Source organism: Pseudomonas sp. TH39(2020) (assembly GCF_016650715.1).
Lineage (GTDB): Bacteria > Pseudomonadota > Gammaproteobacteria > Pseudomonadales > Pseudomonadaceae > Aquipseudomonas > Aquipseudomonas mandelii_C.
Genome location: NZ_JAEKFF010000003.1, coordinates 473,995 through 494,992 on the forward strand (window position 1 = coordinate 473,995; position 20,998 = coordinate 494,992).

A 20,998-nucleotide genomic window follows, 5' to 3' on the forward strand; every position below is an offset into this window, starting at 1 on the left:
CTTCGCGAGCAGGCTCGCTCCCACATTTAACCGCATTCTCATGGGAGACTCGGTCAAGTGTGGGAGCGAGCCTGCTCGCGAAGGCGGCCTCAAAAACACCAATGATGATTGTAGGTTAAGATGCCTGCAAACCAGGCCCGCCGCGAGACGCCCCGCATGACTGATACCACCCCCCGCCTGATCAAGAAATACCCCAACCGCCGACTGTATGACACCCATACCAGCAGTCATTTGACGCTGGCGGACATACGCCAGTTGGTGGTCGATAAAATTGCCTTTCAGGTGGTCGATGCCAAGAGCGGCGAGGATCTGACGCGCAGCATCCTGCTGCAAGTGATTCTGGACGCCGAAAGCGGCGGTGAGCCCATCTTCACTACCGAAATGCTGATGGGGATCATCCAGTTCTATGGCCCTTATCAGGGCGTACTCGGCAGCTATCTGGACAAGAGCATTCAGACCGTGATCGACGTTCAGTCCCAGACCGGCGCGCAGTCGTCCGAGGCCTGGAGCGACTTCATGCATCAACAGGCCCCGGTGATGCAGGACCTGATGCGTCAGTATGTCGACCAGTCGAAAGCGCTGTACCTGAACACCCAGAACCTGTTTGGCATGTTCGGCGGCAAGCCGGATACCAAAAACGGGCCGAAAAAAAATGGCGATGGGGAATGAACCCATCGCCATTGGTGCCGCTGATCTAATGTGACTTACTTGTTACCGCTGGTAGCCTTGGCGCTTGCTTGCGGCGCAGCTTTTGCGGCTGCGGCAGTGGCTGCTTCGAAATTGCTTTGAGCGGCTTCGGAAGCCTGTTTCACGGCTTTCTGTGCGCTTTCAAATGCTGTACCGACATTTGCCAGACCCGACTTGAACGCTGCCACAACAGGCTCGGAGCCGGCTGGTGCATTCTTGCTGATGGTTTCAACGAACTCTTGCACCTGTTGGGTGCCCGCTTCGACCTGGCTCGAGGTCAATTTGGCGATGTCCGACTGGGTACCGACGATCAGTGCTTGAACCTGACGATTGAATTCGGCCAGACGTTCGGTCTGCGCGCTCGGCTGGGTGAAAGAAGCCTGCAGCTCGGCGAAACCTTGTGGATCACGGACGGCCAGCAGTTTGCGAACACCTTCGAACTGCTCTTCGGAGGTGTCACGCAGGGCCTTAAACTGCAGCTGGCTGAGCTGTTCAACGCTGGCGAAGACTTTGCCGCTGATTTGCTGCAAAAGGTCGAGGTTGGCTTTCTGGGCGGCTTGCAGTTTTTCCGAATTGAAAAAAGACATGCTTGAATCTCCTGGTACTGGAAGGCCCTGATGGGGCTGAGGACGCGATAGCGATCCGGCCAGTCATCGCGTTAGCCTTGATATTGCAGTGCACAAAACTATTTGGCAACGTCTATTTTTGTGCGGTGCAAAATAAACTTTGCTCATGCCCTCCCTATTCGCTATAAACTCCAGTCTGTCGAACGGCCAGGCTAGCCCTCTTTAACTAAAGGGGTCTGATGGGCCGGTTCCCATGCACAGCGTCAGGAGATCACGATGGGTCAGGAATTAAATATTGCGCTGCAAGATGAAGAGTTCTCCGAACCCGCCGGCTTGTTCGAACACCTGAATCATCTGCAACGCCTCAATACCCGCAACGTCCTCGACGCCGTGCAGAAGCGCCAGGCAAAAACCTTCGCGCCTTTAAGCCTTGGGCAACTCCGACAGCCAACGCCTGCTGACTGGCAGGAATACTTCACGGACCTCAGCCAACGCAGCGTGTTGTTCTGGGACACCTTGCGTCAGCGCGGCGACAACACCCTGGCCCACGAACGCGCCGGGTATCCGCTGCTGCTCAAGTTCAATCATGAAACGCTGGTCGCCGGTGAAGACCTGCCCCGCCCGGTCAACTATTCGTTGTTGCAAATCCTCGGCGGCCCCGGTCAACAGATCGACAGCAAAAAACAGCCGGTGATCATCATCGATCCCCGCGGCGGTCACGGCTCGGGCATCGGCGGTTTCAAACAGGATTCTGTTATCGGTGAAAGCCTGAGAGCCGGCCACCCCACCTACTTCATCTCCTTCAGTCATTCGCCCCGCCCTGGGCAAACCCTCGCCGATATCACCGAAGCCCAGGCGCGGTTCATCGAAGTCGTAAGCGCCCGACATCCCAACAGCAGCAAACCCGTGGTCATCGGCAACTGCCAGGCGGGCTGGGCGTTAATGGGCCTCGCGGCCACCCGTCCGGAGCTGCCGGGGCTGATCATCGTCAATGGTGCGCCGTTGTCGTACTGGGCCGGCGTCAATGGTCGCAATCCGATGCGCTACACCGGCGGTTTGCTGGGCGGTGGCTGGATGGCACGCCTGGGAAGCGACCTGGGCAATGACCGTTTCGACGGCACCTGGCTGGTCAGCAATTTCGAAAACCTGGACCCGGCCAACACCTATTGGGGCAAGTACTACCACCTGTTCAGCGAAGTCGACAGCGAGGCCGCACGTTTTCTGGATTTCGAACGCTGGTGGGGCAGCCCGACCCTGCTCAATGGCGAAGAGATCGAGATGATTGTCGACGACCTGTTCATCGGCAATCGGCTGTCCGGTGGCCTGGGCCGCAAGAGCAGCGGGCTTGACCTCAAGCTGATCGAAGTGCCGGTGGTGGTGTTCTGCTCGTACGGTGACAACATCACCCCCCCGCAACAGGCACTGGACTGGATCTCCGACGTTTATCCCAGCGATCTCGCGTTGCAAAACGCCGGACGCACTATCGTTTACCTGCGACACGCGAGCATCGGTCACCTGGGCATCTTCGTGTCCGGTGACGTGGCGCGTCGCGAGCACCGTGAGTTGCTCGGTGCGGTCGATGCGATCAATGCGCTGTCAGCCGGGCTGTATGAAATGCTGATCGAAGACCTGCCGGAGCATTCGGCGACGCCGTATGCCGTGCGTTTCGAACGCCGGCGTATCGCCGACATCCATGGCCAGGTGCAGCCGCCCCGTGATGACGATCGCGAATTTGCGCTGGTCCAGCGCGCGTCCGATATCAACAACAGTGTTTACGACGAATTCATACGTCCGTGGTTGCGTCAGCTGATCAACGAACCGAGCGCCGAAATGCTGCGCCGGGCGCACCCTTTCCATCAGCAGCAAGTGGCCTGGAGCAGTTTGAACCCGGCGCTCTGGTGGCTGGCAGGCAGTGCCGCCCAAGTGAGCAAGGATCGTCACCCCGCCAGCCAGAACAACCCGTTGCTGGTCTGGCAGGAACTGTTTTCCAACCAGGTGCAGGACACTTTGAACGGCTATCGGGATCTGCGCGATGCGGCTCAGGAAATGTGTTTCTACGGCGTGTATGGTGTACTCAACAGCCTTACCGGCAATGCACCCGGGCGAAATCTGCAGGAACATGCCGAGCAGCACGACAAGGTTTTGATCGAGCGCTTGCAGGATGCCCTGCCCCTTGGCGGCCTGATGGAAGCCTTGATACGGATCCTGTTCCTGCTGGGCCGCGACAGCGACGAGCAGGGCAAGGAAAGTGTCGAAAAATTGATCCTGCAACTGCAAGTGTTGCTTCAGGACTACAGTGCCGAGCCGCTTGATTTGCGCGAAACCCTGCGCCTGCAAAAACTGCTGGTCGCTACCCATCCGCAAGAAAGCCTGCACAGCCTGCCCTTGATGCTTGTCGAGGTCGAAGAACGCCAGCAAGTGTTGGCGGCCGTCGCCAATTTGCTGCCGGAATTGCTGACCAGCGGCGCAGACAACCTCTTCTGGCGTGAGCTGCACACGCTGCTTGACGTGCCGCTGCCAGGTTTCAGCCTGACCCAGCCACCCGGTGAAGCCGATGCCATCGAAGAGAAAGTCCCGGCGGTAGCCCCAGAGCCAATCAAGCAAAAAATCCCGGCGGTAACCCCAGAGCCAATCAAGCAAAAAGCCCCGGTGGTAACCCCTGAGCCGATCAAGCAAAAAGCCCCGGTGGTAGCCCCAGAGCCAATCAAGCAAAAAGCCCCGGTGGTAACCCCAGAACCGATCAAACAGCAAGCTCCAGCGGTACCCCCTGAGCCAATCAAGCAGAAAATACCCGCAGTGACCCCAGACCCCATCGCCAAGGTTGCGAGTCCGGTGCGCAAACCTGCCAAGGGCAAGAAAGGCGTGAAAAAACCTCCGGTGAAATAACGTTGAACGCCGACGAGGACCGCGTCAGAACGACGCGGCCTCCTTGATTTCAAACGATTCATCGGCCCGATACTGGCCGGGCGTCATGCCAAACCAGCGGCTGCAGGCTTTGTTGAAACTGCTGTGATCATGAAAACCAAGGAGGTACGCGACATGCTTCATGTTGAAGTGAGAATGGCGCAGGTAGAAATCGGCCAATTGCCGGCGCACCGCGTTCTGCACGTCCTTGAATTGCGTCCCTTCCTTTTCCAGCGCGCGTTGCAGCGTCCGCTTGCTGATGTTCAATGCTGCCGCGATCGACTCCATGTCGCACTGTCCATGGTCCTGACTCAAACGCTCGGTAATCAGCGCGCGAATTCTGCTGACGATGCAAAAACCAAACAGCAGGTCCAGTTGAGCCTCCGCAAAACTGTCATGCAGCACGGCCAACGCTTCATTGGCCATGCTCAACGGACGCATCAGTTCCTGACCGTCAAACAAAATGCTGTCGTAAGGCGCGTCGAAATGCAGGTCGCAGCCAAACAGCCGACGATGCTCGGAGGTGTCTTCAGGTTCGGGATAGGTGAATCCCACGCTCAAGGGTTGCGGTGCGTTGCCGCCCGCCAGCTTGCGGCAGAAACCCAGCAATGAAGCCAGCGCTGCATCGGTGTATTGGCGAGGTTTGACCGAGCCTTTTTGTTGATGATCGAAGCCGGAAAGTCGGTAATTCTGCTGTTCCGATGTAAAGAAAAGGCTGAATCCGGTGCCAATCAACGGACTGAAACGGACCAGTCGTTCAAGGGCTTTTTTCAGATTCAGGCTGGACATCATGGTGTAGCCGACGATCTGAAAGCTGCCAGGGTGGAAACTTCCATAGGCCCTCAAGCCAATGTCCAGATCCCCCGAGGCCTGAGCGGCCAGATCCCATAGTCGATAGATAGCCCTTCGCTCGCAAAACGCTCCTGGTTTGTTCGCGAGTTTCATGTCTAGTTCAGCCTCCTGGCACAGACTGGCAACATCCAGTCCTTGAGCCGAGAGCGTATTTACCAGCACGCTGGCATAGCCTGAACTCATTCTATACATGGCGTCCTCAATTACCTGTGGAGCCGAACATCCTGTCCGGAGCCATGACTGATCTGCGATAAATCAAAATTCTAACGGGTTGTTTCGTTGCCAATATTGATCCCAGTATAGGTAATCCTCACTTTTAGCCACTATTTCAGGCCAGTCGTCGCCTCGCCGCTCACCTGTAGCAGCTGCCGAGCCCGCGAGGCTGCGTCCGAGGACGGAGTCCTCGCAATCCTGCATACGCGGTTTGGCTGAAAGACCACGGTGTCCGGTTTTACGACTGCTTCGCAGCCGAACGCAGCCTCGCAGGCTCGGCAGCTGCTACAAGAACGCGTCGAGGCGACGACAGAAAGTTCAGTTTCATTTCAGGCATGGCACCGTTGGACACCAGACCGTCACCTCTCAACACTTCCGCACACCCCGTCAATGCCGAACAATCCCCCATCTTGCAACGCAAAATACAAAAAGGAAGAAAGCATATGAAGTCGCTTGGTCGTATTGCGTTGGTCACGGGTGGTATGGGTGGGATTGGCACTGCGATAAGCCAACGCCTGTACAAGGAAGGATTCAAGGTCATCGTGGGCTGCAGCTCAGACTCCGCCCGCAAGAAAGAATGGATGGCGAGCCAACTGGAGGCGGGTTATCAATTCGAATGCATCTACGGCGACATCACCGATTGGGAATCAACGCGCAAAGCGTTCGAGATGGCACGTGAGCAATTCGGCCCGATCGATGTATTGGTCAACAACGCCGGGATCACGCGTGATGCGTCCTTTCGCAAACTGACGCCCGAAGACTGGAACGCGGTCATCGGCACCAACCTGAGCGGTCTGTTCAACACCACTAAACAGGTGATTGAAGGGATGCTGGCCAAGGGTTGGGGACGGGTGATCAACATCTCCTCGATCAACGGTCAGCGCGGCCAGTTCGGCCAGACCAACTACAGCGCGGCCAAAGCCGGCATCCATGGTTTCACCATGGCACTGGCCCGGGAAGTGTCCGGCAAGGGCGTGACCGTCAACACCGTTTCCCCAGGCTACATCCAGACCAGCATGACCGCGGCCATCCGCCCGGACATTCTCGACACCATGATCGCGGCCACACCGGTCGGGCGTCTCGGCCAACCTGAAGAAATCGCCTCCATCGTGGCCTGGCTGGCTTCCGATGAATCGGCCTATAGCACCGGGGCCGACTTCTCGGTCAACGGCGGCATGAACATGCAGTAGACCTGTCAGGGCATGGATGCCCTGCTTTCGCTCGACAAAATTTTAATGAGGTCACGCATGAACGAAGTCGTAATCGTTGCCGCTACTCGTACCGCCATTGGCAGTTTTCAAGGTGCCTTGTCCGCGATTCCAGCCACCGAGCTGGGCGCCGCAGTCATTCGCCGCCTGCTGGAAGAGACCGGTCTGGACGGCTCGCAGATCGATGAAGTGATCCTCGGCCAGGTACTCACCGCAGGCTCGGGGCAAAACCCGGCACGCCAGACGGCGATCAAGGCCGGCCTGCCCCATACCACCCCTGCCCTGACCCTGAACAAGGTCTGCGGCTCGGGCCTCAAGGCTGTCCAGCTGGCGGTCCAGGCCATTCGTTGCGGCGACGCCGAACTCATCATTGCCGGCGGTCAGGAAAACATGAGCCTGGCGCCGTATGTTCTGCCCAAGGCCCGCACCGGTTTGCGTCTGGGTCATGCGCAACTGCAAGACAGCGTAATTCAGGACGGTTTGTGGGACGCCTTCAACGACTACCACATGGGCATCACCGCAGAGAACCTGGCTCAGAAGTACGAACTGAGTCGCGAAGACCAGGACGCTTTCGCCGCGGCCTCGCAACAGAAAGCCGCTGCTGCCATCGAAGCCGGTTACTTCAAGCGTGAAATCACCCCGATCCTGATCCCTCAGCGCAAGGGTGAGCCGCTGGTCTTCGACACCGATGAACAGCCACGTCCGGATAGCACACTACAGGCGCTGGGCAACCTCAAACCCGCGTTCCAGAAAAACGGCAGCGTGACCGCCGGTAACTCGTCGACCCTCAACGACGGCGCCGCCGTACTGTTGCTGGCCAGCGCCGCCAAGGCCCAGGCCCTCGGCTTGCCGGTTCTGGCACGCATCAAGGCTTACGCCAGTGCTGGCGTGGACCCGTCGATCATGGGCATCGGCCCGGTGCCAGCCACCCGTCTGGCATTGACCAAAGCCGGCTGGAGCCTGGACGACCTTGACCTGATCGAAGCCAATGAAGCGTTCGCCGCGCAATCACTGGCCGTCGGTAAGGAACTGGGTTGGGACACCAGCAAAGTCAACGTTAACGGTGGCGCGATTGCCCTGGGTCATCCGATCGGTGCATCGGGCGCGCGGATTCTGGTGTCGCTGTTGCACGAACTGATTCGTCGCGACGGCAAAAAAGGCTTGGCTACGTTGTGCATCGGTGGCGGCCAGGGCGTCAGCCTGGTCATCGAGCGCTAGAAACACAGGAGTGTTTGCTTAAGTTGCTGACGCGGCGCCGAAGTCCGGCGCCGCGGTTTTTTTTCTGCCCGGTTTACTGATGTGGGCGAGGAGTTCCATGGACAATAACGCGCATACCTTCAACACCTTCTGGTCAGGCCAGGTTCCGTTCATTGCCTCCTTTGCAGTGCAACAACTACGTATGTGGGTCAGTAGCAATCCATGGTTTACCGGCCAGGAATACAACGAGTGGTTTGACCTGCCGCGCGGCACCCTGGACAGCCTTCAATCGGACTACCAACAGCAATGGGGCGAACTCGGCCAGCAACTGCTGACCGGTCAGCCATTCAGCTTCGACGATCGACGTTTTGCCAGCGGCAACTGGAGCCAGCCCCTGTTCGGCTCCCTCGCCGCCTTTTATCTGCTCAACGCAGGGTTTCTGCTGAAGCTGCTGGACAAGTTGGCGATCCCGGACAAAAAACCGCGCCAGCGCCTGCTCTATCTGGTGGAACAAGCCATCGCCGCTGGCGCGCCCAGCAACTTTCTGGCGAGTAATCCCGATGCACTGCAACGTGTCGTCGATACCCAGGGAAGCAGCCTCCTCACCGGCCTGTTGCACCTGGCCAGCGACCTGCAAGAAGGCAAGATGCGCCAGTGCGACGCCGGTGCCTTCAAAGTCGGTGTCGACCTCGCCAACACCCCCGGCGAAGTGGTGTTCGAGAACGAACTCTTCCAGCTGATTCAGTATTACCCGCAAAGCGAAACCCAGTACCGGCGCCCGGTGTTTGTCGTGCCGCCGTCCATCAACAAGTACTACATTCTCGACCTGCGCCCGGACAACTCGATGGTTGCCCATCTGTTGAAACAAGGGCACCCGGTGTTTCTGATGTCGTGGCGCAACTTCGACCAGGAACACGCTGGCACCACCTGGGATGACCTGATCGAAACCGGCATCATCAAAGGCCTGCAAGTGACCCGCGAGATCAGCGGCGAGCAGCGGCCCAATTGCGTCGGCTTCTGCATCGGCGGCACCTTGTTGAGTTCGGCGCTGGCCGTCCTCGCGGCGCGCGGCGACCGCGAGATTGGCAGCGTGAGCCTGTTGACCACCTTCCTCGATTACCTCGATACCGGCCCCATCGATATCTTCGTCGACGAACAATTGGTGGCCTACCGCGAGCGCACCATCGGCGGCCTGGATGGCCCCATCGGCCTGTTCAAGGGCGAGGACATGGGCAATACCTTCTCGCTGCTGCGCCCCAACGATTTGTGGTGGAACTACAACGTCGACAAATACCTCAAGGGCCAGAAACCGATCCCCCTTGACCTGCTGTTCTGGAATAACGACAGCACCAACCTCCCGGGCCCGATGTACTGCTGGTATTTGCGCCACACCTATCTGCAGAACGACCTGAAATCCGGTGAGCTGGATTGTTGCGGGGTCAAGCTTGACCTGCGCGCCATCGATGCTCCGGCGTACATCCTCGCCACCCATGACGATCACATCGTGCCGTGGAGAAGCGCTTACGCCAGCACCGAGTTGCTCTCCGGGACCAAGCGTTTTGTCTTGGGCGCTTCGGGGCATATCGCCGGGGTGATCAACCCGCCGGCCAAGGAAAAACGCCACTACTGGACCAACAATCGGGTCACCAAGAACCCGGAAACCTGGTTCAAGAACGCCCAGCAACATTCCGGTAGCTGGTGGAATGACTGGTTCGTCTGGCTGGCTGAACAGTCCGGCGAACGCCAGCCCTCGGTGCTGCATACCGGTAACGCGCAATATCCGGCCATTGAGTCGGCGCCTGGCCGTTATGTGATGCAGTGACAAACAGCCCCGCGCCTTGACCGACAGCGCGCGGGGCCGCCCTTCAGGGTCCTCGCGAAAAACCCAAACACAGCACATCGGCTCAATATTCCCGCCCGAATCTACGCAACCATGGCCTCCTCACTCACCCGTAAGGACATCGCCATGGCCCTCGCAAAAGCTGTTCCCGGCAAAACCCTGCTGACCCCGTCCGACCACACCCTGATCATGATCGATCACCAGTCGCAGATGTCCTTTGCGACCAAGTCAATTGACGCCGTTACCCTGCGCAACAACGCTGCACTGGTGGCCAAGGCCGCGCGGGGCTTCAAGGTTTCGACCATCCTGACTACCGTCGCCGAGAAGAGCTTTTCCGGGCCGATCTTCGACGAAATCAAGTCAGTGTTCCCGGAACACAACGTCATCGACCGTACCAGCATGAACACCTGGGAAGACGAGCGCATTGCCGTCGAAGTCAACGCTGCCGGCAAACAGAAAATCGTCCTGGCCGGTCTGTGGACCTCTGTGTGCATCGTGGGTCCGGCACTGTCGGCCATCGACCAGGGTTTCGAGGTTTACGTGATTGCCGATGCCTGCGGCGACGTCACCACCGAAGCCCATGAAATGGCGATGCAGCGCATGATCCAGCTCGGTGCCCGCCCCATGACATCCCTGCAATACCTGCTTGAGCTGCAGCGTGACTGGGCTCGCAGCGAGACTTACGAAGAAACCGTGAAAACCTCGATTGCCAATGGCGGTGCCTACGGTCTGGGCCTGATCTATGCCAAGACCATGTTCGGTGCCTCGGAAGGCCATTAAGCGCCGTCTAAAAACAAGCGACTCCAGACATTCTGGAGTCGCTGTCCACGTGATGAATAAGCCATGAAGCTTTGCGCGCAAGACCTGAAACTCGCGCTGCCGTTCTGGGTGTCGGTGCTGTTCGCGAGCTCGGCCGGGGCAGCTCTGGCTGACGAATCGACGCACCCCCCCCAGGGCTTTCTGGACGGTGCATCGTTGTCGGTGCTCAGTCGAAATTTCTACCTCAACAGTGACTATCGGTCACCCTCGCCTGCGGGAAAAAACTATAAACAGGAGTGGGCTCAAGGCTTTATCGGTGCTTTTGAATCCGGATTCACACCCGGTACATTTGGATTTGGCCTGGATGCCCATGGGTTTCTGGGGCTCAAGCTCGATGGCGGCAAGGGCCATTCCGGGACAGGACTGCTGCCCGTGGATGCTGATGGCCGCAGTGAAGACGACTACTCCAGCGGCGGCGCGGCGTTGAAGATCAAGGCCTCCCGAACCACAGTGGCCTTCGGTGAAATGATGGTGGAAACCCCGGTGTTCGACACCGCAGACAAACGCCTGCAACCGGAGTACGCCACAGGTTTTTTGCTCAACAGCCGTGAAATCGACGGTATGAATCTGGTGGCCGGTCACTTCACCGCGTTCAAGAACCAGGACAGTTCTTCGGGCAAGGACGACTTTTACGGCTACGGCGCCAACACCGAGGCGGGTGGTATCTCGTTTCTCGGCGCTGACCTGTTCACCCAGAGTCCCGTTGGCGGAGCGCTCTACGCTTCCGAGCTGACCGACACCTGGCATCAGTACTACGGCAACCTGCACCTGAAACAATCCGGCATGTTCCTCGATGCCAATGTCTATCACACGCAGGACACCGGCCAGGCGTTGGCCGGCGCCATCGACAACACGGCATTCAGCCTGTCGGGCAAATACACTCACGACGCCCACGCGTTTACGCTGGCTTATCAAAAAATCAATGGCGACACGCCCTTCGATTTCGTCGGTGGCGACTCCATCTACCTCGCCAACTCGATCAAGTACGCGGACTTCAACGGCGCCCATGAACGTTCCTGGCAAGCACGCTATGACCTTGACCTGGGCCCCTACGGGATTCCCGGGCTGAACTTCATGACCCGTTATGTGAAAGGCAGCCAGATCGACGGCACCCATGCGCCCAAGGGTGGAGCCTACAACCCGTTCGACGAGACGCTCGGTGAGTACGTCCCTCAACAAGGGGACGGCGGACGGCATTGGGAGCGGGACATAGACCTGCGCTACATCGTGCAATCAGGATCGGCGAAGGGCTTGTCCCTGCAACTGTCCCATGTGTCGCATCGCGCCAACAGCGCACAGGCCGGCGATGATATCGACAGGATTTACGTCGTTATCCAGTACCCGTTGACCTTCGGGCACTTTTGACAAAAATGGCGGAAGGCAGCCGGAGTCGAACCTGCCCGGGAACGGATGCCGTCCCCAACCGGGTTTGAAGCCCGGCCGCGCCACCGGGCGCGATTGCCTTCCTTGAAATCAGTGATCGGTGCGTTGGGCCAAGGCATTGTCGAGGCGGATATGGCGCTTGTCGCCAAACCGTCGCGTCAGGCCGATCCGGTCGAAGTATTCGAGAATCTGGATGCTGCGCTTGCGCCCCAGGCCCACTGCATCACGAAACGCCGTGACCTGAATCACCGGGTTTTGCGCGGCCAGTTGCACAAGCATAGCCGCCAATCGGCGGATCATCGTGTCGGTGTAGAACAGGTCACGGACGACTTGATGCACCAGTCCCAACCTCGCCATTTTGCACAGCAGCAAGCGCACGGCCGCCTCGTCATGGCCCAGGTCGCGCACCCACGGCGGATCAAAACCAGCCTGTTCGAACAACGGTTGCAAGTGTTGCCACAGGGCTTCGTCGTCTTCGCTCAAACGCACTTGATGATCGGGCAAATGCAGCCATGGCCCGCTCGCGGCAATGGCACCGCTGGCGAGTAATTCGTCGAGCAGACTGATGAACGTCGCACGATCCAGCGCTGTGCCGGTGAACCGCCGCAGGCGATCCCGGTCCGGGCCCATTTGATCCGGTTCCAGCTGGTGAAAATGTGCGAGGTGTTCCAGCAACGGTACTTTCAGTGCTTCCCAGCGGGCGGCACTGAACAGCAATGGGCCTTGGCGGGTGTCGATCAGACGCACGTCATCGGGCAAAACCCACGTGTTGCGGGGGCGGTTGAACTGACGTTCCAGACGCTGTGGGTCGAGCCCGGTGTCGCTGCTGGCCAATAATGCCGGCAGGCTGTCTTCCAACTGATTGCATGTGGCGAGGGCGTGGAGCTGCGCCAGGCGCTGGGGGCTTCGGCGTTGTCGGGTCGGTGCAAACGGGTCGAGCACCCGCGCACCGCCGAGGGTGCGTTGGGCGCTCTGATCACGCAGGATCATCGGATCGCCCTTAACGGCCTGCACCGGCGCATTCAACAACAGTTGCGCGAACATCCGTTCACCCGGCGCCAGGCTGGAGCCTTCCAGCAATGCCACCCGCCCGGTCACGTCCTGAGTACCCACGTGAACGTGCACGGGTTGAAAGTGCTCGAAGGCTTTGGCTTCGCTGGCTAACAATTGCAGGTCGACATCCACTCGCTGGGTCGGCGCGTACAGCCACTCGGCCAGCAACCAATGGCCGCGATGAATCTGCTCCAGGGCCAAGCGTTCGGCGCTCAGGTTCAATGCGACTCGCTGTCCGGCCATTGCAATCTCGGCAACCTGATTCTGCGCATGCAGGCCGCGCACACGCACGGGTTTGCCCTGCGGGCCGAGTGCCAGCGTATCGCCCACCGCCACCAGACCGGACAACGCAGTGCCGGTCACCACGATGCCGACGCCGGCCACGCTGAAGGCACGATCAATCGCCAGGCGAAAACCGCCGGTGGTGTTGCGTTGAAGGACTTCACGTTGCGCCGTGAGCAAGGCCTGTCGCAGCGTCTCGATGCCTTCCCCGGTCACACTCGACAGCGCGATCTGCGGCGCGGTTGCATAAGGCCCCGGGGCCAGCAATGTCTGGATCTGTTCGCGAACGACTTGCACTCTGGACGGTTCGACGCGGTCGCATTTGGTGATCGCCACCAGCGCCCGAGGGATGCCCAGCAGTTCAACGATGGCCAGGTGTTCGCGGGTCTGGGGCATGACGCCATCGTCGGCCGCGACCACCAGCAACACCAGATCAATGCCCTGAGCGCCCGCCAGCATGTTGTGGGTGAAGCGCTCATGACCGGGCACGTCGATAAAACCGGTCAGGGGCGCTTGCGGTTCCAGCGCCGCGTAAAGGTAGCCGAGGTCGATGGTCATGCCGCGTTCACGTTCTTCCCGGCGACGGTCGCCGGCCTGGCCGGTCAGTGCCTGGAGCAAGGAAGTCTTGCCGTGGTCGATGTGCCCTGCGGTGCCGACGATCACTCTATGGCTCCTGCAATTTGATCGAGTTGCGCCAGCCACGCTGGCTCATCGTCCAGTTGCCGCAGATCCAGCCACAACGCATCGTCATCAATGCGCCCGAGCACCGGTATCGGCAATGCACGCAGGGCCGCTTCCAGATCGTGCAGCTGCCGTCCGCGAAGACGTTTGGACGCGTGCGGTCGCAGGCACAAAGCCGCACTCGGCAAGCGCGCCACCGGTTGGCTGCCGCTGCCGATCATGCCCAGCGCCGGTACTGCGCTGACGCTCCAGCCATCGCCCAGGACTTTGGCCAGCGAGGGTTGCAGGCGCTCAGCCTGGGCGAGGATATCCGCCTGGGGTCGGGTCAGCAGGCGCAAACTCGGCAGCCGCTCGGCCAGTCGATCAGGATCGCGGTACAGACCCAACACCGCTTCGAGGGCGGCCAGGGTCAGTTTGTCGACCCGCAAGGCGCGTTTGAGTGGATTCTTCTTGATCTTCGCGATCAGGTCTTTGCGGCCGACAATCAACCCGGCCTGGGGGCCACCCAGTAGTTTGTCGCCACTGAAGGTGACGATGTCCGCGCCATCGCTCAGCGCCTGGCGCACCGTCGGTTCGGCGGGCAAGCCCCAGCGCGTCAGGTCCAGCAGGCTGCCGCTGCCGAGGTCTTCAAGCAATGGCAAACCGTGTTTATGTGCAAGTTGCGCCAACTCGGCGGTCGGCACCCGCGCGGTGAAGCCTTCGATGTTGTAGTTGCTCGCATGTACGCGCATCACCAAGCCGCTACGGGGGCCGATGGCCGCCTCGTAATCGCGGGCATGGGTGCGATTGGTGGTGCCGACTTCGTGGAGCCTGACCCCGGCTCTGGCCATGATGTCGGGAATGCGGAAGGCGCCGCCAATCTCGATCAATTCGCCCCGGGAAATGATGCCTTCCTTGCGCGCGCCCAGACTGTTGAGCGTCAGCAACACCGCAGCGGCGTTGTTGTTGACCACCGTCACCGCCTCGGCGCCGGTCAACTCGCGGATCAGGCCTTCGATCAGGTCATCACGGTCGCCGCGCTTGCCGCTGTGCAGGTCGAATTCCAGATTCAGCGGATAACGGGCCGCCCTCTGCACCGCTTCGATCGCTTCCTCCGGCAACAACGCTCGCCCCAGATTGGTGTGCAGCACCGTGCCAGTGAGATTGAACACCCGGCGCACGTGACTGCGATGCTGAGTGGCCAAGCGTTCACCCGCCCTGCCCGCTAACGCTTCAGGCGCGATTTCAATGGCGTCGAGTTGCCCTGAAAGCACCGGTTCACGCAAGTCATCGAGCAATTGGCGCAGATTGGCCAACAATGCGTCACGCCCATAACGCTCGGCCAGTGGTTGGCAGGCGGGATGGCGCAACAGACTGTCGATGGAGGGCAGCCGCAGGGTTGGGCTGGCGGATCTGGAAGACATCAGGCGCTCCCGCAAACGTTGACCGTCGCGCCTGAGTGTAGCCGCTGAGCTCAATGGGGGAGCTCAGTCACCTCCCGGTGCCAGCAACAGATTAGGCGCCGGACGCTGGTAGCCTTCCTGCTCCAGACGCATGTCCAGCAGCAGGCTGGTCAGGTCCGTCGAAAGTGCTTCGGCCTCGGCGTCGTTTTCCAGGTAAAGCAGTTTCAGGTAGCTGCGGCAGCCAAGGCAGACCTCCGCGCGTATGGGGGCCTGATTGGCGGCGTGGCGGTCGTCATCGAGGCTGACGTATTCAAGGCCTTTGCTTTGTTCGCAATACACGCATTTGACCCGCACCACATGCCATTCGCAGGCACACAGCGAGCACACCAGATACCGCAAGCCGTTGTACTTGCCGCGATGGCGAATCACACCGGCCATGGCCGGCGAACCGCAGGCCGGGCACTGGCTGAGACTGTCGCCGGGTTTCAGCGCAAGGTCCGCTGTACTCAGCAACCAATGACTCCAGGCCACCTGTAACGCCGCGCCGAGAAACGGCACCACGGCGGCGGGCAGCAAAGTGAACTGGCCGCTGACCAGCGCAATCGCCCAGGCTTTGAGTTGCCCGACGTTGGCGCTGCGCAAGGTCGCCACGGCTTTTTCCACGGCAGGTTGCGGCGGTGGCTGGTAACGCTGCAACAGGGCTTCGAGGTACGGCAGCCAATGGCCTTCGCGCACCAGACTGTCAGCGGCGAACGGCGGCAAGCCGTGTTGCTGGCACACTCGCAGGTGTTCGGGATCGGGCATGGCGGCCACGGGGGGATCGTCCATCAGACCCTGCTGCACGTGGCAAAGCCCGGTCATCAGCCGCAGGTAATCGGCCAGTGGATGGCCGTCGACCAGACGCTCCAGGCGCAAGGCGCGCAAGGTGAACAGGTTTTTCGGTGGCAGGTGCAGAAACGGCGGAGAACTCGCCGCCGCTTCGATCTCGCCAGGCTCAAGAATCGTCGCCAAGGGGTTATCCTTTTTTGCTGATCGGCCGTTCGGGGTGCTCGTCGCGGGTCACTTCGCGGTACCAGAGTTCATGGTGTTTTTTCGCCCAGGCGCGGCTGACCCAGCCATGCGTCATGGCGCTGACCGAACCCTTGATCCAGATGCCGGCGTAGATGTGCACGATGATGCTCAGCACCAGCACAAAACCGGCCAACGCATGCAGCAGCATGGCCCAGCGGATGCTGGTGATGCCGAAGTAATCGCTGAAGTACGCACGCCAGATCACCAACCCGCTGAACAGCAATACCAGCATGCACAGCAGCAATGTCCAGAACAGCAGCTTCTGCCCCGGGTTGTATTTGCCGATGGGCGGCACGCCCTCCTCCTCATTCTTGATCACCCGCCCGACTCGCCGCAGCCACAGCCGGTCGTTGGTGATGAAGAAGTTCGCCCGGAAGAACTGAATCACCAATCCCAGAAACAGGACGAACATCACCACGCCCATGAACGGATGCAGGATGCGCGTCCACGGGCCGCCGCCGAACAGGTTGCTGAGCCAGAACAGTGCCGGGTGGAACAACGCCAGCCCCGACAGTGCCGCCATGAAGAAAAAGATCGCCACCAGCCAGTGATTGGTGCGCTGGTTCGAGGTGTAGCGCAGGATCTGTCTGCGGATCATGGTCTGTCCTCCCCGCGCGGATCAAAGGTGTGTACCGACGGATCGACTTCATGCACTGCAGGATCGACAGTGGACGGGAGTTCATCCTCCTCGACCAGTTGCGGCCCGACCCGCACATAGTGGAAGAACCCGGCCAGCACGGCCAAGCCCATGGCCAGCAAGCCCAACGGTTTACTCACGCCTTTCCACAACTCCACCAGCGGGCTGATGGTCGGAGCGTTCGGCAGGCCGGCATACAACTTCGGCGTGTCGGCGTGGTGCAGCACGTACATCACGTGGGTGCCGCCGACACCTTCGGGGTCATACAGGCCAGCGTTGTCGAAGCCACGACTCTTGAGGTCGACGATGCGCTCCGCTGCATGTTCCTTCATGTCTTCCTTGGTGCCGAACACGATGGCGCCGGTCGGGCAGGTTTTGACGCAGGCCGGCTCCAGCCCCACCGCCACTCGGTCCGAACACAGTGTGCATTTGTAGGCCTTGTGATCCTTCTGCGAGATTCGCGGGATATTGAACGGGCATCCGGTGATGCAATACCCGCAGCCGATGCAATGGTCCTGGTCGAAATCGACGATGCCATTGGCATGCTTGATGATCGCTCCCGGACTCGGGCACGCTGCCAGGCAACCGGGCTCGGCGCAGTGCATGCAGCCGTCCTTGCGAATCAGCCACTCCAGATTGCCGGCGTCGGTTTCATGCTCGGTGAAGCGCATCAAGGTCCAGGTTTCTGCGGTCAGGTCCTGTGGGTTGTCGTAGGTGCCGAGGTTGTGGCCGACATCGTCGCGCAGCTCGTTCCATTCCGAGCAGGCGACCTGACAAGCCTTGCAGCCGATGCACTTGGTGGTGTCGATCAGCTTGGCCACTTCCTCTTGATTGCGTACCGAGGACGGGACGGTCGTGGTGGCCGAACGGGCAATGATGTCTTGGCTGGCCATTTAGACTTTCTCCACGTTGACCAGGAATGACTTGGATTCCGGGGTCTGAGTGTTGCCATCGCCGAGGAACGGCACCAGGGTGTTGGTCAGGTAACCGTGGCGCGTGAGCCCGGTAAAGCCCCAGTGCAGCGGGATACCGATCTGGTGCACCACCTGATTGTTGACCTGCAGCGGACGAATCCGCTTGGTCACTACCGCCACCGCTTCTATATGTCCGCGCTTGGAACTGACACGGACCCGGTCGCCGGCCACGATGCCTTTTTCCTTGGCCAGCACTTCACCGATCTCGACGAACTGCTCGGGTTGGGTAATCGCGTTGAGCTTGCAATGCTTGCTCCAGAAGTGGAAATGCTCGGTCAGCCGGTAGCTGGTCGCGGCATACGGATAGTCCTTGGCCACGCCTAAGGAATCCCATACCGAATCGAAGATCCGCGCCGCCGGGTTGCTGGTGGCTTTCTTGTTTTGCGGGTGCAGCGGGTTGATGCCGATCGGCGTTTCGAACGGTTCATAGTGCTCGGGGAAAGGTCCTTCGTTCATCTTGTCGACGGCAAAGAACCGCGCCACGCCTTCGGGGTTCATGATGAACGGATTCATCCCGGCTTCCGGTGGCGAGTCGGCCTTGAAGTCCGGCACATCGGTGCCAGCCCAGACTTTGCCGTTCCACCACACCAGACGTTTTTTCTCGTCCCACGGCTTGCCTTGTGGGTCGCACGAAGCGCGGTTGTAGAGAATCCGCCGGTTCGCCGGCCAGGCCCAGGCCCAGCCCTGGTGTTGCTTCATGCCATACGGATCGCTGTTGTCGCGCCGGGCCATCTGGTTGCCCGCCTCAGTCCAGCTGCCACAGAAAATCCAGCAACCGGAAGCCGTACTGCCGTCGTCCTTGAGCTGGCCGAAACCGGCCAGTTGCGCGTTGCCCTTGATTGCCGAGCCGGTAGCGTCGGTGAAGTCGGTGGTGGCATAGCCGTTGATTTCCTTGGCCAGTTCTTCCGGCGAAGGCTCCTCCGCAATTTTGTACGGCCAGGACAGTTTGAGGATCGGCTCGGCATAAGCGCCGCCGTTGGCCTGGTAACGCTGACGCAGACGGATAAACAGCTCGCTCATGATCCGCACATCGGTGCGCGCTTCGCCAGGGCCATCGGCGCCTTTCCAATGCCATTGCAGCCAGCGGCTGCTGTTGACCAGCGAGCCGTCTTCTTCGGCGAAACAGGTGGTGGGCAGGCGAATCACTTCGGTCTGGATGCCGGCAGTTTCGACATCGTTGTACGGCCCGACATTGCGCCAGAACTCCGAGGTCTCGGTGGACAGCGGGTCCATCACCACCAGCCACTTGAGCTTGGCCAGCGCCGCCATCACCCGGTTTTTGTCAGGCAACGCGGCGATGGGGTTGAAGCCCTGGCACATGTAGCCGTTGACCTTGCCCTGGCCCATCAGGTCGAACACTTTGAGGATGTCGTAGTTCGGGATGTCCAGTTTCGGCAAATAGTCATACGCCCAGCGGTTTTCGAGCGTGGCATTCGCGCCGTACCAGGCTTTCATCAGGCTGACGTGGAACTTGCCGTAGTTCTGCCAGTAGGACAGCTGCCCCGGACGCAACGGCATTTGCGTGCGCTTGGTGATGTAGGCGGTGTAATCCTGCTCGGCGTCGCCCGGCAGGGTCAGGTAGCCCGGCAGCGAGTTGGACAGCAGGCCGAGGTCGGTCAGCCCCTGGATGTTGGAGTGTCCGCGCAAGGCATTGACGCCCCCGCCCGGCATGCCGACGTTGCCCAGCAGCAATTGCACCATGGCCGCGCTGCGAATGATCTGTGAACCGATCGAGTGCTGCGTCCAGCCCAGCGCGTAGAGAATCGTCATGGTCTTGCCCGGTTGCGAGCACGTGGCGATTTCTTCCCAGATCTTCTGCATGGCATCCACCGGCATGCCGCAAATCTGGCTCGCCAGTTCGATGTTGTAGCGGCTGTAATGCGTTTTCATCAATTGATAGACGCAGTGCGGGTCTTGCAGGGTCGGGTCGACCTTGACGAAGCCGTCTTCACCGAGTTCATAACCCCAGCCGGACTTGTCCGTGTAGCTGCGTTTGGCCGCGTCATAACCGCTAAAGATCCCGTCCTCGAAGCCATAACCGGCTTTAACGATGAAGGACACGTCGGTATAGGCGCGCACGTACTCGTGCTGGATTTTGTCCTCAGTCAGCAGGTAATTGATCAGCCCGCCCATGAAAGCGATGTCGGTGCCGGTGCGAATCGGCGCGTAATAGTCGGCCACCGAGGCGGTCCGGGTAAAACGCGGATCGACCACGATCAAGCGGGCCTTGTTGTGCGCCTTGGCTTCGGTCACCCATTTGAAGCCGCACGGGTGCGCTTCTGCTGCGTTGCCGCCCATTACCAGGATCAGATTCGCGTTACCGATATCGGTCCAGGTATTGGTCATGGCACCACGGCCGTACGTCGGGGCAAGACTTGCCACCGTCGGGCCGTGTCAGACACGCGCCTGGTTATCGAACCCCAGCATGCCGAGACTGCGAATGACCTTGTGGGTGATGTAACCCGCTTCGTTGGAAGCCGCCGAGGCCGCGAGGAAACCGGTGGTCAGCCAGCGGTTCACCATTTGGCCTTGAGCGTTCTTCTCGATGAAGTTGGCGTCGCGGTCGGCCTTCATCAGGTCGGCGACGCGATCGAGCGCTTCATCCCAGGAGATGCGCGTCCACTCGGTGGTGCCGGGTTTGCGCACCTGTGGATATTGCAGGCGACCGGGGCTGTGAATGAAGTCCAGCAGGCCGGCACCTTTGGGGCACAGGGTGCCGCGGTTGACCGGGTGGTCGGCATCGCCTTCGATGTGGATGATGTTTTGCGCGACGTTCTTGGCGGCATCGCCCTGGCTGTACATGATCACGCCGCAGCCGACCGAGCAGTACGGGCAGGTGTTGCGGGTTTCATGGGTGTGGGCAAGCTTGAAGTGGCGCACCTGCTCGGCGAAGGCAGTCGCGGGGGCCATGCCCAGCGCGCCGAGGCTCGAGCCTGCAAGGCCGATACCAGCGACCTTGAAGAACTGACGACGGTTGAGGTCCATCGTGCACTCCTGTCAGGTGAAGACCCGGTATTTTTGCCGGGTTTTTCTGGACGATCACGGTTGTGGCAGTCTGGCTGCCGACACTTAAAACTGTAGACAATGTTAGAACTGACTGCATGAAAACCGACCATCGGGCAATCCCCTGAGGCCAATCAGGCACAGAATTTGTGGGAGCGAGCCGGCTCGCGAATGCGGTGTATCAGACGACATTAATATCGACTGAAAGGCTGCCTTCGCGAGCAGGCTCGCTCCCACAGGGCTTGG

The 20,998-nt window shown here is 60.1% G+C and carries 15 protein-coding genes and 1 tRNA gene; 7 read left to right on the forward strand and 9 right to left on the reverse strand.

Going from position 1 to position 20,998, the window contains the following annotated elements:
• The first annotated feature begins 120 nt into the window (after positions 1-120).
• Entirely contained in the window at positions 121-669 is a 549-nt protein-coding gene (phaR, locus tag JFU47_RS04535; RefSeq protein WP_123363993.1) for a polyhydroxyalkanoate synthesis repressor PhaR, read from the forward strand.
• A 35-nt stretch (positions 670-704) separates the two neighbouring features.
• On the opposite strand, the gene phaP is transcribed toward phaR, so the two are convergent.
• Positions 705-1,274: a TIGR01841 family phasin gene (gene phaP, locus JFU47_RS04540; RefSeq protein ID WP_140682861.1), complete on the reverse strand. Its 570-nt coding sequence runs from the start codon at positions 1,272-1,274 to the stop codon at positions 705-707.
• A 255-nt stretch (positions 1,275-1,529) separates the two neighbouring features.
• Here phaP and JFU47_RS04545 point away from each other — a divergent pair, with 255 nt between their 5' ends.
• Positions 1,530-4,139 (forward strand): DUF3141 domain-containing protein, encoded by a 2,610-nt coding sequence (locus tag JFU47_RS04545; protein WP_201181310.1) that lies wholly within the window; start codon positions 1,530-1,532, stop codon positions 4,137-4,139.
• A gap of 24 nt (positions 4,140-4,163) precedes the next feature.
• On the opposite strand, the gene JFU47_RS04550 is transcribed toward JFU47_RS04545, so the two are convergent.
• Positions 4,164-5,201, reverse strand: a complete 1,038-nt coding sequence (locus JFU47_RS04550; RefSeq protein WP_201181312.1) for an AraC family transcriptional regulator ligand-binding domain-containing protein — start codon at positions 5,199-5,201, stop codon at positions 4,164-4,166.
• A 464-nt stretch (positions 5,202-5,665) separates the two neighbouring features.
• On the opposite strand from JFU47_RS04550, the gene phbB reads away from it, so the two are divergent.
• The 5 genes from phbB (at position 5,666) to JFU47_RS04575 (ending at position 11,651) form a co-directional block, all read left to right on the forward strand.
• Positions 5,666-6,412: an acetoacetyl-CoA reductase gene (gene phbB / locus JFU47_RS04555; protein WP_095132795.1), complete on the forward strand. Its 747-nt coding sequence runs from the start codon at positions 5,666-5,668 to the stop codon at positions 6,410-6,412.
• A gap of 57 nt (positions 6,413-6,469) precedes the next feature.
• The gene (locus JFU47_RS04560; RefSeq protein WP_201181314.1) at positions 6,470-7,648 is read left to right on the forward strand and encodes an acetyl-CoA C-acetyltransferase; all 1,179 of its coding nucleotides are present in this window, start codon (positions 6,470-6,472) and stop codon (positions 7,646-7,648) included.
• Between the two features lie 97 nt (positions 7,649-7,745).
• A complete protein-coding gene (gene phaC, locus JFU47_RS04565; protein WP_140893981.1) occupies positions 7,746-9,449 on the forward strand; it encodes a class I poly(R)-hydroxyalkanoic acid synthase in 1,704 nt (567 codons plus the stop codon).
• Positions 9,450-9,593: 144 nt separating this feature from the next.
• The gene (locus tag JFU47_RS04570) at positions 9,594-10,247 is read left to right on the forward strand and encodes a hydrolase (RefSeq protein WP_201181316.1); all 654 of its coding nucleotides are present in this window, start codon (positions 9,594-9,596) and stop codon (positions 10,245-10,247) included.
• A gap of 63 nt (positions 10,248-10,310) precedes the next feature.
• A complete protein-coding gene (locus JFU47_RS04575; protein WP_201181318.1) occupies positions 10,311-11,651 on the forward strand; it encodes an OprD family porin in 1,341 nt (446 codons plus the stop codon).
• A 6-nt stretch (positions 11,652-11,657) separates the two neighbouring features.
• Here JFU47_RS04575 and JFU47_RS04580 read toward each other — a convergent pair.
• From JFU47_RS04580 to fdnG, 7 genes are all read right to left on the reverse strand, one after another.
• Positions 11,658-11,753 (reverse strand) — tRNA-Sec (locus JFU47_RS04580).
• A 6-nt stretch (positions 11,754-11,759) separates the two neighbouring features.
• The gene (gene selB, locus JFU47_RS04585; RefSeq protein ID WP_201181326.1) at positions 11,760-13,667 is read right to left on the reverse strand and encodes a selenocysteine-specific translation elongation factor; all 1,908 of its coding nucleotides are present in this window, start codon (positions 13,665-13,667) and stop codon (positions 11,760-11,762) included.
• Entirely contained in the window at positions 13,664-15,088 is a 1,425-nt protein-coding gene (gene selA / locus JFU47_RS04590) for an L-seryl-tRNA(Sec) selenium transferase (RefSeq protein WP_201181328.1), read from the reverse strand. Before selA ends, selB begins: the two co-directional genes overlap by 4 nt.
• A 63-nt stretch (positions 15,089-15,151) precedes the next feature.
• The gene (gene fdhE / locus JFU47_RS04595) at positions 15,152-16,078 is read right to left on the reverse strand and encodes a formate dehydrogenase accessory protein FdhE (RefSeq protein ID WP_201181336.1); all 927 of its coding nucleotides are present in this window, start codon (positions 16,076-16,078) and stop codon (positions 15,152-15,154) included.
• Between the two features lie 4 nt (positions 16,079-16,082).
• Positions 16,083-16,736 (reverse strand): formate dehydrogenase subunit gamma, encoded by a 654-nt coding sequence (locus tag JFU47_RS04600; RefSeq protein ID WP_201181338.1) that lies wholly within the window; start codon positions 16,734-16,736, stop codon positions 16,083-16,085.
• Positions 16,733-17,668, reverse strand: coding sequence for a formate dehydrogenase subunit beta (fdxH, locus tag JFU47_RS04605; RefSeq protein ID WP_201181340.1), 936 nt, complete (start codon positions 17,666-17,668; stop codon positions 16,733-16,735). The genes JFU47_RS04600 and fdxH overlap by 4 nt, the downstream gene beginning before the upstream one ends.
• Positions 17,669-20,734 (reverse strand): formate dehydrogenase-N subunit alpha, encoded by a 3,066-nt coding sequence (gene fdnG / locus JFU47_RS04610; RefSeq protein ID WP_201181349.1) that lies wholly within the window; start codon positions 20,732-20,734, stop codon positions 17,669-17,671.
• Positions 20,735-20,998 lie beyond the last annotated feature (264 nt).

Bases quoted from the DNA above. Each gene is read 5' to 3' on its own strand.
- phaR (WP_123363993.1), top strand. From the start codon at position 121: ATGCCTGCAAACCAGGCCCGCCGCGAGACGCCCCGCATGACTGATACC.
- phaP (WP_140682861.1), bottom strand. From the start codon at position 1,274: ATGTCTTTTTTCAATTCGGAAAAACTGCAAGCCGCCCAGAAAGCCAAC.
- JFU47_RS04545 (WP_201181310.1), top strand. From the start codon at position 1,530: ATGGGTCAGGAATTAAATATTGCGCTGCAAGATGAAGAGTTCTCCGAA.
- JFU47_RS04550 (WP_201181312.1), bottom strand. From the start codon at position 5,201: ATGTATAGAATGAGTTCAGGCTATGCCAGCGTGCTGGTAAATACGCTC.
- phbB (WP_095132795.1), top strand. From the start codon at position 5,666: ATGAAGTCGCTTGGTCGTATTGCGTTGGTCACGGGTGGTATGGGTGGG.
- JFU47_RS04560 (WP_201181314.1), top strand. From the start codon at position 6,470: ATGAACGAAGTCGTAATCGTTGCCGCTACTCGTACCGCCATTGGCAGT.
- phaC (WP_140893981.1), top strand. From the start codon at position 7,746: ATGGACAATAACGCGCATACCTTCAACACCTTCTGGTCAGGCCAGGTT.
- JFU47_RS04570 (WP_201181316.1), top strand. From the start codon at position 9,594: ATGGCCCTCGCAAAAGCTGTTCCCGGCAAAACCCTGCTGACCCCGTCC.
- JFU47_RS04575 (WP_201181318.1), top strand. From the start codon at position 10,311: ATGAAGCTTTGCGCGCAAGACCTGAAACTCGCGCTGCCGTTCTGGGTG.
- selA (WP_201181328.1), bottom strand. From the start codon at position 15,088: ATGTCTTCCAGATCCGCCAGCCCAACCCTGCGGCTGCCCTCCATCGAC.
- JFU47_RS04600 (WP_201181338.1), bottom strand. From the start codon at position 16,736: ATGATCCGCAGACAGATCCTGCGCTACACCTCGAACCAGCGCACCAAT.
- fdxH (WP_201181340.1), bottom strand. From the start codon at position 17,668: ATGGCCAGCCAAGACATCATTGCCCGTTCGGCCACCACGACCGTCCCG.